Genomic DNA, 11,621 nt, shown 5'->3' on the forward strand with positions numbered 1-11,621 from the left:
TTTTTCTTGAAGGAGGGAAAATGAGATGGCGATCAAAAAATATAAGCCAACCTCAAACGGACGTCGTGGCATGTCTGTATCAGACTTTGCAGAAATCACGACTGATAAGCCGGAAAAATCGCTGCTGGCGCCGTTAAACAAACGCGCTGGACGCAACAATCAGGGGAAGTTAACCGTTCGTCATCAAGGCGGTGGTCATAAGCGTAAATATCGCATCATTGACTTCAAGCGTAATAAAGATGGAATACCAGGACGCGTTGCTACAATCGAATACGATCCAAACCGTTCTGCTAACATTGCTCTGATTCATTATAAAGATGGTGAAAAGCGTTATATTCTTGCTCCAAAAGGTCTCGAAGTAGGCATGGAGATTATGTCTGGAGAAGATGCAGATATTAAGGTAGGAAACGCTCTTCCATTAAAAAATATCCCTGTGGGTACGGTGATCCACAATATTGAACTTAAACCAGGACGCGGTGGGCAGCTCGTTCGTTCTGCAGGTGCCCAGGCTCAGATTCTTGGTAAAGAAGGAAAGTATGTACTTGTCCGTTTAACGTCTGGTGAAGTTCGTATGATTCTTGGCACTTGCCGTGCTACAGTTGGTCAGGTCGGTAACCTGGATCATGAACTAATCAATATTGGTAAAGCTGGACGCAACCGCTGGAAAGGCAAGCGCCCAACTGTACGAGGTTCTGTTATGAACCCAGCCGATCACCCTCATGGCGGTGGTGAAGGTAAAGCACCAATCGGTCGTCCATCCCCTGTATCTCCATGGGGTAAACCAACGATCGGTCTTAAAACCCGTAAGAAAAACAAACCATCAGATAAGTTTATTGTACGTCGCCGTAAGAAGAAATAACGGATTGAAAGCCAGTTTCAAACTGGTTGTGCAATCTCGAAGGGAGGTTTATTCATGGGTCGCAGCCTGAAAAAAGGACCTTTTGTAGATGATCATTTAATGAAAAAGATTCAGAAACTGAATGAAGACGATAAAAAGCAGGTCATTAAAACATGGTCTCGTCGTTCAACGATATTCCCTGAATTCGTCGGACACACAATTGCCGTATACGATGGACGCAAGCATGTACCGGTTTATATCACAGAAGATATGGTCGGTCATAAACTGGGTGAATTTGCACCTACCCGCACCTTTAAAGGTCATGCTGGCGATGATAAGAAAACAAAACGCTAATGATGAGAGGAGGCATTCCAGATGCAAGCTAAAGCCATTGCGAGAACTGTTCGTATTGCTCCTCGTAAAGCTCGCTTAGTCATCGATTTAATTCGAGGAAAAGAAGTAGGAGAAGCGTTTGCGATTTTGCGTCATACGAACCGTGCTGCTTCACCTATTGTGGAAAAAGTTTTAAAATCAGCAGTTGCTAACGCAGAGCATAACTATGAAATGGATGCTGACAATTTAGTGGTTTCCGAAGCTTTTGTGAATGAAGGTCCAACGCTGAAACGTTTTCGTCCGCGTGCACAGGGCCGTGCTTCTAGAATAAATAAGCGCACCAGCCATATTACGGTAGTTGTATCAGAAAAGAAGGAGGGATAATCTGTGGGTCAAAAAGTAAACCCGGTAGGTCTTCGTATCGGTATTATCCGCGACTGGGAATCTAAGTGGTATGCGGAAAAAGATTATGCAGACTTACTTCATGAAGATATCAAAATTCGTGAATTTATAGAAAACCGTTTAAAAGATGCTGCAGTATCTTCCGTTGAAGTAGAACGTGCAGCGAATCGTGTAAACATTACCATTCATACAGCAAAACCAGGAATGGTCATCGGTAAAGGTGGATCTGAAGTAGAAGCACTTCGCAAATCTTTGAATCAGCTGACAGGAAAGCGGGTTCACATCAACATCGTTGAAGTGAAAAAACCAGAACTTGATGCCAAACTGGTAGCAGAAAATATTGCACGTCAGCTTGAAAATCGTGTATCTTTCCGCCGTGTACAAAAACAGGCGATTCAGCGTGCCATGCGTGCTGGCGCCCAAGGAATCAAAACGCAGGTATCAGGTCGTCTTGGCGGAGCTGATATTGCGCGTGCGGAACACTATAGCGAAGGAACTGTACCACTTCACACACTTCGCGCCGATATTGACTATGGAACGGCCGAAGCAGACACTACTTACGGAAAACTGGGTGTCAAAGTGTGGATTTATCGTGGAGAAGTCCTTCCATCCAAAAAGAAAGACTAAGGAAGGGGGAAAAGCAACATGTTAATGCCTAAACGTGTAAAATACCGCAGACAGCATCGCAGCAGTCTGAAAGGCCGTGCAAAAGGCGGCACAAAAGTGACTTTTGGTGAATACGGTTTGCAGGCACTGGAAGGTGCATGGATTACAAGCCGTCAAATTGAAGCAGCTCGTATCGCCATGACCCGTTACATGAAGCGTGGCGGTAAAGTATGGATTAAGATTTTCCCGGATAAACCAAAAACAGCGAAGCCACTTGAAGTGCGAATGGGATCCGGTAAAGGTGCTCCTGAAGGATGGGTTGCAGTTGTTAAGGAAGGAAAAGTAATGTTTGAAATTGCTGGCGTATCTGAAGAGGTAGCTCGTGAAGCTTTACGGCTTGCTTCTCATAAACTGCCGATTAAAACGAAATTTGTAAAACGTGAAGAAATTGGTGGTGAAAATAATGAAAGCTAATGAAATCAGAGAATTAACCACTGCCGAAATTGAACAGAAAATTAAATCATTGAAAGAAGAACTTTTCAATTTGCGTTTCCAGCTAGCTACTGGCCAGCTTGAAAACACAACCCGTCTTCGTCAGGTTCGTAAAGATATTGCTCGTATGAAAACGATCATACGTGAAAGAGAGCTTGGAGTTAATAACTGATAAAAGAGAGGAGGCCTGCCTCAAATGAGTGAACGTACAAATCGTAAGGTATATACTGGTCGTGTTGTTTCTGACAAAATGGATAAAACGATTACGGTTCTCGTTGAGACATATAAGTTTCATCCACTGTACAAAAAGCGTGTAAAATACTCTAAAAAATTTAAGGCTCATGATGAAAACAACCAGGCAAAAGTAGGCGATATTGTTCGCATTATGGAAACTCGCCCGCTATCAGCCACAAAACGTTTTCGTCTGGTCGAAATCGTAGAAGAAGCGGTTATTATCTAAAAAGTTTGGTTCTGTGTAATCCGAAGGGAGGTAACTAGGCAATGATCCAACAGGAAACTCGTTTAAAAGTTGCTGATAACTCTGGTGCCCGTGAGGTGGCTACCATTAAAGTTTTGGGCGGATCCGGCCGCAAAACCGCAAACATCGGAGATATCATCGTCTGCTCTGTTAAACAGGCAACACCAGGAGGCGTTGTCAAAAAGGGAGACGTTGTAAAAGCAGTTGTCGTTCGTTCTAAGAGCGGTGTTCGCCGCAAAGATGGCTCTTACATCCGTTTTGACGAAAATGCAGCGGTGATTATCCGGGATGATAAAAGCCCGCGCGGTACCCGTATCTTTGGTCCGGTAGCCCGCGAACTTCGTGACAAGAAGTTTATGAAAATTGTTTCACTGGCTCCGGAAGTTCTATAACGGTCAAATCATGACAGCCTTGCAAGGAGGTGCGCGAACATGCATGTAAAAAAAGGCGATAAAGTAAAAGTCATTTCAGGAAAAGATAAAGGGAAAACCGGAACGATTCTTGAAGCATACCCTAAAAAAGATCGTGTATTAGTAGAAGGCATTAATATGGTGAAGAAACATTCCAAGCCTTCACAGGAAAACCCTCAGGGCGGCATTTTGACAATGGAAGCGCCAATTCATGTTTCCAATGTTATGCCGATTGACCCCAAAACAGGGGAACCAACCCGAGTTGGTTATGAGATTCGTGACGGCAAAAAAGTGCGTATTGCCAAAAAATCCGGTGAACCATTAGATAAATAGTTTAGCGGCGAAAGGAGGTCTACAAGATGAACACATTAAAAGAACAATACCAGCAAGAAGTCGTTCCAGCTTTGATGAATAAGTTTAACTATAGTTCTGTTATGCAGGTCCCTAAAATCGAAAAAATCGTGATCAACATGGGTGTTGGTGATGCGGTTCAAAACGCAAAGGCACTGGACAGTGCAGTAGAAGAGCTAGCTTTAATTTCCGGTCAAAAACCAGCCATTACCCGTGCCAAAAAATCCATTGCGGGATTCCGTCTTCGCGAGGGAATGCCTATTGGAGCAAAAGTAACCCTTCGCGGAGAACGCATGTATGACTTTCTGCAAAAGCTGATCCATGTGGCACTGCCACGAGTGCGTGACTTTCGCGGAGTATCCAATAAATCCTTTGATGGACGCGGAAACTATACTCTCGGTGTTAAAGAACAATTAATTTTCCCTGAAATTGATTACGATAAAGTGAATAAAGTTCGAGGAATGGATATCGTAATTGTTACAACGGCTGAAACAGACGAGGAAGCACGTGAACTTCTTGCTCAATTAGGAATGCCGTTTAAAAAATAAGAAAGTTGAAAAGGAGGGAAGATTGTGGCAAAGAAATCAATGATTGCGAAACAAAAGCGCCCACAGAAGTTTAAAGTGCGCGAATATACACGCTGTGAACGTTGCGGACGTCCCCACTCTGTTATTCGCAAGTTTAAACTTTGCCGTATTTGTTTCCGTGAATTAGCATATAAAGGTCAGATTCCAGGTGTGAAAAAAGCGAGCTGGTAATCCCAGAATCGGGAAGGAGGTAATGTACAATGACAATGACAGATCCAATTGCAGATATGCTAACTCGTATTCGTAACGCAAACATGGTACGACATGAAAAGTTGGAAGTGCCTGCTTCTAAATTAAAAAAGGAAATAGCTGAAATCCTAAAGCGTGAAGGTTTTATCCGCGATTATGAATATATTGAAGACAACAAACAGGGTATTTTGCGTATTTTCCTGAAATACGGACCAAACAACGAGCGTGTTATTACTGGCCTGAAACGCATCAGCAAGCCCGGTTTGCGTGTCTATGCCAAAGCTGATGAACTTCCTCGTGTGTTGAACGGTCTAGGAATAGCGGTGGTTTCAACTTCGAAAGGTGTGTTAACAGATAAGGAAGCGCGTCAGCAGGCAGTCGGCGGAGAAGTACTTGCTTACATTTGGTAATTACTATCGGTATGACAGGAGGTGCAAGGAATGTCACGTGTAGGTTTTAAGCCACTAGAAATCCCAAACGGTGTAGAAGTAAAAATCGACGAAAACAACACCGTCACTGTAAAAGGTCCAAAAGGTGAATTAACTCAAACCTTTAGCGATGAGTTAACGATAAAAGTAGAAGACAATATTCTTACCGTTGAGCGCCCGAGCGACAGCAAAAAGCATCGCGCCTTGCATGGAACGACCCGCAGCCTGATCGGCAATATGGTTGAAGGCGTGACAAAAGGTTTTGAAAAGAGCCTGGAGATCATCGGGGTTGGTTATCGTGCCCAAAAACAGGGCAAAAAGGTAGTCATCAATGCCGGATATTCTCATCCAGTAGAAGTTCAAGAAGAAGACGGCATCGAACTTGAAGTTCCATCAAACACAAAAATTATTGTAAAAGGAATTGACAAAGAAAAAGTAGGCGCAGTTGCAGCAAACATCCGTGCTATTCGTCCGCCAGAGCCTTATAAAGGCAAAGGGATTCGTTATGAAGGCGAATATGTACGCCGCAAAGAAGGTAAAACGGCTAAATAATGTTCGGTGAGGAACAGAAAGGAGTGACCTAGATGATCACAAAGCAGGATAAAAACGTAGTTCGCAAAAAACGCCACGCACGGGTACGGAAAACTGTGTTCGGTACAAAAGAACGCCCTCGCCTAAACGTATACCGTTCCAATAAACATATTTACGCACAGCTTATTGATGATGTGGAGGGTGTAACCCTGGCAAGCGCATCTACGATTGATAAAGAATTTGATCTCGATTCAACTGGTAACATGGAAGCTTCAAAAAAGGTCGGCGAAATGATTGCTAAACGTGCAAAAGACAAGGGATATGAATCCGTTGTTTTTGATCGCGGAGGTTACTTATATCATGGACGTGTGAAAGCTCTGGCAGATGCAGCGCGTGAAGCAGGCCTTAAATTTTAAACGTAAAAAGGAGGGAAACACATGCGTAAACACATTGATCCAAATAAGTTGGACCTGGAAGAACGTGTAGTAACAGTCAACCGTGTAGCTAAAGTCGTGAAGGGCGGACGCCGATTCCGCTTTACTGCCCTGGTTGTCGTTGGAGATAAAAACGGTCACGTAGGATTTGGAACAGGAAAAGCACAGGAAGTTCCGGATGCCATCCGTAAAGCGATTGAGGATGCAAAGAAAAATTTGATAACAGTACCCATTGTCGGCACGACTATTCCACATGAAGTCATCGGTGAATTCGGTGCAGGAAGCATTTTAATGAAACCAGCTTCAGAAGGTACAGGAATCATTGCCGGCGGTCCAGTGCGTGCGGTACTTGAACTTGCAGGTGTAGGCGACATCCTGTCAAAATCATTAGGTTCCAATACACCAATCAACATGGTTCGTGCTACAGTACAGGGCTTAAAAGAACTGAAAACTGCAGATCAGGTAGCAAAACTTCGTGGTAAGTCCGTAGAGGAACTGTTAGGATAAGGAGGGAAATCAAATGACCAAAAAACTAGAAATTACCCTCGTGAGAAGTGTAATTGGCAGACCACAGGATCAGCGTGATACCGTAAAGGCACTCGGATTAAGAAAAATACGCCATTCAGTTGTTCATGACGATACACCTGCTATTCGCGGAATGGTGAACAAAGTGTCCCATCTTGTTACAGTAAAAGAAGTTTAATAGAAGATAAGCGTAAAGAGGAGGTGCTCACATGAAACTACACGAATTAAAGCCAGCAGAAGGTTCCCGCAAAAAACGCAACCGTGTCGGCAGAGGAATGGCTTCAGGTAACGGCAAAACATCAGGCCGTGGTCATAAAGGTCAAAACGCCCGTTCCGGAGGCGGTGTACGCCCGGGATTTGAAGGAGGGCAAATGCCGCTATTCCAGCGCCTGCCTAAACGCGGGTTTACCAATATCAACCGCAAAGAATATGCGATTGTGAATTTAGATAAACTCAATACATTTGAAGAAGGAACAGAAGTGACTCCGGAATTGCTCCTGGAAACTGGTGTCATCAGCAAGCTGAAATCTGGTGTCAAAATTCTTGGCAGTGGAAAGCTTGAAAAGAAATTAACAGTGAAAGCTCATAAGTTCTCTGCTTCCGCGAAAGAAGCAATTGAAGCGGCTGGCGGGAAAACTGAGGTGGTTTAATGTTCCGAACAATCTCCAATTTTATGCGCGTTCATGATATTCGGCGCAAAATCATTTTTACTTTATTAATGCTAGTCATTTTCCGTCTGGGTACATTCATACCTGTACCCTATACAGATAAGGATGCTATTGACTTCATGAACGAAAATAATGTTTTCGGGTTTCTCAATACCTTTGGCGGAGGAGCGCTGAGCCAGTTCTCGATCTTCGCCATGGGGATTATGCCTTACATTACAGCATCCATTATTGTGCAGCTCCTGCAAATGGATGTCGTTCCGAAATTTGCAGAGTGGAAAAAACAGGGTGAAGTTGGCCGAAAAAAACTGGCCCAGGTAACCCGTTATGGAACAGTACTTCTGGCATTTATCCAGGCTATTGTGATGTCCGTTGGGTTTAATGCATTAACAGAGGGAATGTTAATTCAGAATCCTGGACTGTTCACATATCTGGTGATTGCCATTGTGCTGACAACTGGAACAGCATTTCTGATGTGGCTTGGTGAACAGATTACCGCACATGGTGTCGGCAACGGAATTTCCATTCTGATTTTTGCCGGGATTGTAGCAGCGATTCCGAATGGGGTCAATCAGCTATATGCCCAGTATATTCAGGATGCCGGCGATCAGCTGTTCCTTAACCTTGTGATCGTTGCACTAATTGTGCTTGTCACTCTACTTGTAATCGTAGGAGTGATTTACATTCAGCAGGCGTTGCGCAAAATTCCGATTCAATATGCGAAACGTATGGTAAACCGCACACCTGTTGGAGGGCAATCCACTCACTTGCCTTTAAAAGTGAATGCGGCTGGGGTAATCCCGGTTATTTTTGCGATTTCTTTCATCATCGCACCGAGAACCATTGCGCAGTTTTTTCCGGATAATCAAGTAGCCGTGGTTCTTTCCGAGAATATTTTTAACTACAATCACTGGAGCGGAATGCTCATATATGCAGCATTAATCATTGCCTTTACGTATTTTTATACCTTTGTCCAGGTTAACCCTGAACAAATGGCTGAAAACCTGAAAAAGCAGGGCGGTTATGTACCAGGGATTCGCCCGGGCAAAAATACGGAAATTTATTTAACCCGTGTGATTTACCGGCTGACATTTGTTGGATCCCTTTTCCTGGCAGCTGTTTCGGTTTTGCCGATCATTCTGGGTTCCCTGGCTAATTTACCGGCTGCCGTTCAGATTGGCGGCACAAGCTTGCTCATCGTAGTAGGTGTGGCCCTTGAAACGATGAAACAGCTGGAAAGCCAGCTGGTAAAACGTCACTATAAAGGGTTTATTAAGTAACGATTTTTATTAATGAGAGCGAGGGGGGTTATCTTGAATTTAATTTTGATGGGTCTTCCTGGAGCCGGAAAGGGCACGCAGGCAGACAAAATAGTTGAAAAATACAATATCCCTCATATCTCAACCGGAGATATGTTCCGTTCAGCAATCAAAGAAGGAACAGAACTTGGCAAAAAGGCGAAATCTTTTATGGATAAAGGCGAGCTCGTACCCGATGAAGTGACTATTGGCATCGTAAAAGAGCGATTAAGCAAACCTGATTGTGAGAATGGATTTCTACTTGACGGCTTTCCTAGAACCATTGCTCAGGCAGAAGCACTGGATAGCCTATTACATGAACTGGGAACCAAAATTGATTACGTCCTGCACATCGATGTACCAGAGGAAAAGCTCGTTGACCGCCTGACAGGACGCCGAATATGCCCAACATGCGGAGCGACCTATCATGTGGAATTTAATCCGCCAAAAGTGGATGGAAAGTGTGATCATGATGGTTCTGACTTAATTCAACGAGATGATGATAAGCCTGAGACGGTGAAAAACCGCCTGGAAGTCAATATCAAACAGACTGAACCACTACTTGACTTTTACCGCCAGAAAGGTGACTTGATTGCCGTTAATGGTGATCAGGATATTGATAAAGTTTTTAATGATATCACCGAAAAACTCGGAGGCAGCGCCTGATGATTATATGTAAAACGCCACGGGAAATCGAAATTATGCGTGAAGCTGGCAGGATTGTGGCTTTAACCCATAAAGAACTGCAACAGCATATTCAACCGGGAATGACAACCAAAGAACTGGACCGTATTGCGGAAAAGTTCATTCGCAGTATGGGTGCAATTCCTTCATTTAAAGGGTATAATGGATTTCGTGGCAGTATATGTACTTCTATCAATGAAGAGCTTGTCCATGGGATCCCCGGCAATCGCAAGCTAAAAAAAGGGGATATCATCAGCATTGACATCGGGGCTAAATACAACGGATACCATGGTGACTCAGCCTGGACGTATCCCGTAGGAGAAATCGATGAAGACTCAAAAAGACTTCTTGAGGTAACGGAGAAATCCCTGTTTGTTGGTCTTGAGGAAGCTAAACCAGGCGCGAGGTTATCCAATATATCCCATGCCATTCAGAGTTATGTAGAGCCTAGAGGCTATTCCATTGTTCGTGAGTATGTCGGTCACGGAGTAGGGCAGGATTTGCATGAAGATCCCCAGATTCCACACTTCGGACCGCCAAATATGGGGCCGCGCTTGAAACCGGGAATGGTTCTTGCCATCGAACCGATGGTCAATGCCGGTGAACGGTATGTGCGTACCCTTGATGATCAATGGACTGTAGTTACGGTTGATGGTGAACGCTGTGCTCACTTTGAACACACGATCGCCATAACAGATGATGGGTTTGAAATTTTAACAAAAGCCTAAGTGAAGGTGATGATCGTTGAACGAAACTGAGCCGAGTCCGCGAATAGGACAGATTGTCCAGGTCGTCCAGGGGAGAGACACTGGCAAGTATATGGTGGTCATTGAGGTTCTGGATGAACGTTTTGTTTTGCTGGCTGATGGTGACAAACGGAAAGTCACCAGGCCGAAGAAAAAAAATATACACCATATCGAACTTACAGCCCATATAGCACCGGAAGTGAGAGACAGCATCAAGGAAACAGGTCGAGTGACAAATGGGAAATTACGGTTTGCCTTATCAAAATTTGTCAAGGAACATGTGAACTATGGAAGAAGGGAGATCAACTGATGGCGAAAGACGATGTGATTGAAATGGAAGGCACGGTCACAGAGACCCTGCCGAACGCGATGTTTAAAGTAGAACTGGAAAATGGTCATACGGTATTGGCACACGTATCCGGAAAAATTCGCATGCACTTTATCCGCATTTTGCCAGGCGATAAGGTGACAGTTGAACTATCACCTTATGATTTGACAAGAGGGCGTATTACTTACCGCTATAAGTAGTGGAAGCTCCGATCCAAAAGGAGGTAAAGAAGATGAAGGTAAGACCATCTGTTAAACCGATTTGCGAGAAATGTAAAGTCATTCGCCGTAAAGGAAAAGTAATGGTTATTTGTGAGAATCCAAAACACAAACAAAAACAAGGTTAATTTTGAAGGAGGTGCGTGATAAGGATGGCACGTATTGCAGGTGTTGATATTCCTCGCGAAAAGCGAGTGGTAATCTCTCTAACATATATCTATGGTATCGGTAAAGCAAGAGCGCAGCAGATTTTAAAGGATGCAGGTGTTTCCGAAGATACCCGGGTGCGTGATCTGACGGAGGATGAATTAAGCAGAATCCGTAAAGAAGTTGATAAATATACGGTTGAAGGTGACTTGCGTCGCGAAATTTCTTTAAACATCAAACGTCTGATTGAAATCGGTTCTTACCGCGGAATCCGTCATCGCCGTGGGCTTCCTGTACGCGGTCAAAATACGAAAAACAACTCCCGTACCCGCAAAGGTCCGCGCCGTACAGTAGCAAACAAGAAAAAGTAAAGGAGGTTAGTTAATCAATGGCTCGTAAAACTACAACTCGCAGAAAGCGTCGTGTGAAAAAGAATATTGAATCGGGTATTGCACATATCCGTTCAACGTTTAATAACACAATCGTTACCATTACAGATCCTCAAGGAAATACAGTAAGCTGGAGCAGCGCTGGTGCCCTTGGGTTTAAAGGATCTCGCAAATCTACACCATTCGCTGCACAAATGGCTGCAGAAGCGGCAGCTAAAGCTTCTATGGAACACGGAATGAAATCCATTGAAGTAGCCGTGAAAGGTCCTGGAGCAGGCCGTGAAGCAGCTATTCGTGCCCTCCAGGCAGCTGGTCTGGAAGTAACCGCTATTCGCGATGTTACACCAGTGCCTCATAACGGTTGCCGCCCGCCAAAACGTCGTCGCGTGTAATTGGATTGTATAGTAATTTGTCACCCTGTCAATAATGGGTTATGATAGCTTAAACAGCAATGCACGGTACAACAGGACGAAATAGAATTGATTGATGTCTTCCACGGGGGGACTTGCCTACCTGAGGAATTTCGGTTAGACAGGGGTCTG

At 44.2% G+C, this 11,621-nt stretch carries 25 protein-coding genes; all 25 read left to right on the top strand.

Annotated elements, in window-relative coordinates; translation table 11 throughout:
• Positions 1-25: 25 nt before the first annotated feature.
• From rplB to rpsK, 25 genes are read left to right on the top strand one after another with little or no spacing between them, the layout of a single operon-like run.
• Positions 26-859 (top strand): 50S ribosomal protein L2, encoded by an 834-nt coding sequence (rplB, locus tag EDD68_RS08820; RefSeq protein WP_132371883.1) that lies wholly within the window; start codon positions 26-28, stop codon positions 857-859.
• Between the two features lie 54 nt (positions 860-913).
• Complete coding sequence (rpsS, locus tag EDD68_RS08825; RefSeq protein WP_132371884.1) at positions 914-1,192, top strand: 30S ribosomal protein S19; 279 nt, start codon at positions 914-916, stop codon at positions 1,190-1,192.
• A gap of 21 nt (positions 1,193-1,213) precedes the next feature.
• Positions 1,214-1,555 (top strand): 50S ribosomal protein L22, encoded by a 342-nt coding sequence (gene rplV / locus EDD68_RS08830; protein WP_132371885.1) that lies wholly within the window; start codon positions 1,214-1,216, stop codon positions 1,553-1,555.
• Positions 1,556-1,558: 3 nt separating this feature from the next.
• Complete coding sequence (gene rpsC, locus EDD68_RS08835; RefSeq protein ID WP_132371886.1) at positions 1,559-2,200, top strand: 30S ribosomal protein S3; 642 nt, start codon at positions 1,559-1,561, stop codon at positions 2,198-2,200.
• Between the two features lie 18 nt (positions 2,201-2,218).
• Positions 2,219-2,653 carry a 50S ribosomal protein L16 gene (rplP, locus tag EDD68_RS08840; RefSeq protein ID WP_132371887.1) on the top strand — a complete coding sequence of 145 codons (435 nt, stop codon included), beginning with the start codon at positions 2,219-2,221 and terminating at the stop codon, positions 2,651-2,653.
• Entirely contained in the window at positions 2,643-2,843 is a 201-nt protein-coding gene (gene rpmC / locus EDD68_RS08845) for a 50S ribosomal protein L29 (protein ID WP_132371888.1), read from the top strand. The genes rplP and rpmC overlap by 11 nt, the downstream gene beginning before the upstream one ends.
• A 24-nt stretch (positions 2,844-2,867) precedes the next feature.
• Positions 2,868-3,131, top strand: coding sequence for a 30S ribosomal protein S17 (rpsQ, locus tag EDD68_RS08850; RefSeq protein WP_132371889.1), 264 nt, complete (start codon positions 2,868-2,870; stop codon positions 3,129-3,131).
• Between the two features lie 41 nt (positions 3,132-3,172).
• The gene (rplN, locus tag EDD68_RS08855; RefSeq protein ID WP_132371890.1) at positions 3,173-3,541 is read left to right on the top strand and encodes a 50S ribosomal protein L14; all 369 of its coding nucleotides are present in this window, start codon (positions 3,173-3,175) and stop codon (positions 3,539-3,541) included.
• 39 nt (positions 3,542-3,580) lie between these two features.
• Positions 3,581-3,892: a 50S ribosomal protein L24 gene (gene rplX / locus EDD68_RS08860; protein ID WP_132371891.1), complete on the top strand. Its 312-nt coding sequence runs from the start codon at positions 3,581-3,583 to the stop codon at positions 3,890-3,892.
• A gap of 26 nt (positions 3,893-3,918) precedes the next feature.
• A complete protein-coding gene (rplE, locus tag EDD68_RS08865; protein WP_132371892.1) occupies positions 3,919-4,458 on the top strand; it encodes a 50S ribosomal protein L5 in 540 nt (179 codons plus the stop codon).
• A gap of 24 nt (positions 4,459-4,482) precedes the next feature.
• Complete coding sequence (locus tag EDD68_RS08870) at positions 4,483-4,668, top strand: type Z 30S ribosomal protein S14 (protein WP_077324032.1); 186 nt, start codon at positions 4,483-4,485, stop codon at positions 4,666-4,668.
• 29 nt (positions 4,669-4,697) lie between these two features.
• Positions 4,698-5,096, top strand: coding sequence for a 30S ribosomal protein S8 (gene rpsH / locus EDD68_RS08875; RefSeq protein WP_132371893.1), 399 nt, complete (start codon positions 4,698-4,700; stop codon positions 5,094-5,096).
• A gap of 30 nt (positions 5,097-5,126) precedes the next feature.
• A complete protein-coding gene (gene rplF / locus EDD68_RS08880) occupies positions 5,127-5,666 on the top strand; it encodes a 50S ribosomal protein L6 (RefSeq protein WP_132371894.1) in 540 nt (179 codons plus the stop codon).
• A gap of 32 nt (positions 5,667-5,698) precedes the next feature.
• The gene (gene rplR / locus EDD68_RS08885; protein WP_132371895.1) at positions 5,699-6,061 is read left to right on the top strand and encodes a 50S ribosomal protein L18; all 363 of its coding nucleotides are present in this window, start codon (positions 5,699-5,701) and stop codon (positions 6,059-6,061) included.
• A 21-nt stretch (positions 6,062-6,082) separates the two neighbouring features.
• Positions 6,083-6,586, top strand: a complete 504-nt coding sequence (rpsE, locus tag EDD68_RS08890; RefSeq protein WP_132371896.1) for a 30S ribosomal protein S5 — start codon at positions 6,083-6,085, stop codon at positions 6,584-6,586.
• A gap of 13 nt (positions 6,587-6,599) precedes the next feature.
• The gene (rpmD, locus tag EDD68_RS08895; RefSeq protein ID WP_132371897.1) at positions 6,600-6,782 is read left to right on the top strand and encodes a 50S ribosomal protein L30; all 183 of its coding nucleotides are present in this window, start codon (positions 6,600-6,602) and stop codon (positions 6,780-6,782) included.
• Positions 6,783-6,813: 31 nt separating this feature from the next.
• A complete protein-coding gene (rplO, locus tag EDD68_RS08900) occupies positions 6,814-7,254 on the top strand; it encodes a 50S ribosomal protein L15 (protein ID WP_132371898.1) in 441 nt (146 codons plus the stop codon).
• Positions 7,254-8,549, top strand: coding sequence for a preprotein translocase subunit SecY (gene secY, locus EDD68_RS08905; protein ID WP_132371899.1), 1,296 nt, complete (start codon positions 7,254-7,256; stop codon positions 8,547-8,549). Before rplO ends, secY begins: the two co-directional genes overlap by 1 nt.
• A gap of 33 nt (positions 8,550-8,582) precedes the next feature.
• On the top strand, positions 8,583-9,233 hold the full coding sequence (locus EDD68_RS08910; RefSeq protein WP_132371900.1) for an adenylate kinase: 651 nt from the start codon (positions 8,583-8,585) through the stop codon (positions 9,231-9,233).
• Positions 9,233-9,979, top strand: a complete 747-nt coding sequence (map, locus tag EDD68_RS08915) for a type I methionyl aminopeptidase (protein WP_132371901.1) — start codon at positions 9,233-9,235, stop codon at positions 9,977-9,979. Before EDD68_RS08910 ends, map begins: the two co-directional genes overlap by 1 nt.
• Positions 9,980-9,995: 16 nt before the next feature.
• Complete coding sequence (locus EDD68_RS08920; RefSeq protein ID WP_132371902.1) at positions 9,996-10,307, top strand: KOW domain-containing RNA-binding protein; 312 nt, start codon at positions 9,996-9,998, stop codon at positions 10,305-10,307.
• The gene (gene infA / locus EDD68_RS08925; protein ID WP_132371903.1) at positions 10,307-10,525 is read left to right on the top strand and encodes a translation initiation factor IF-1; all 219 of its coding nucleotides are present in this window, start codon (positions 10,307-10,309) and stop codon (positions 10,523-10,525) included. The genes EDD68_RS08920 and infA overlap by 1 nt, the downstream gene beginning before the upstream one ends.
• A gap of 32 nt (positions 10,526-10,557) precedes the next feature.
• Positions 10,558-10,671 (top strand): 50S ribosomal protein L36, encoded by a 114-nt coding sequence (rpmJ, locus tag EDD68_RS08930; RefSeq protein WP_003156543.1) that lies wholly within the window; start codon positions 10,558-10,560, stop codon positions 10,669-10,671.
• 24 nt (positions 10,672-10,695) lie between these two features.
• Positions 10,696-11,061, top strand: a complete 366-nt coding sequence (rpsM, locus tag EDD68_RS08935; RefSeq protein WP_132371904.1) for a 30S ribosomal protein S13 — start codon at positions 10,696-10,698, stop codon at positions 11,059-11,061.
• Between the two features lie 17 nt (positions 11,062-11,078).
• The gene (gene rpsK, locus EDD68_RS08940; RefSeq protein WP_132371905.1) at positions 11,079-11,471 is read left to right on the top strand and encodes a 30S ribosomal protein S11; all 393 of its coding nucleotides are present in this window, start codon (positions 11,079-11,081) and stop codon (positions 11,469-11,471) included.
• The last annotated feature ends 150 nt before the right edge of the window (positions 11,472-11,621 follow it).

It is taken from the genome of Melghiribacillus thermohalophilus (assembly GCF_004342905.1).
Classification (GTDB): domain Bacteria; phylum Bacillota; class Bacilli; order Bacillales; family Alkalibacillaceae; genus Melghiribacillus; species Melghiribacillus thermohalophilus.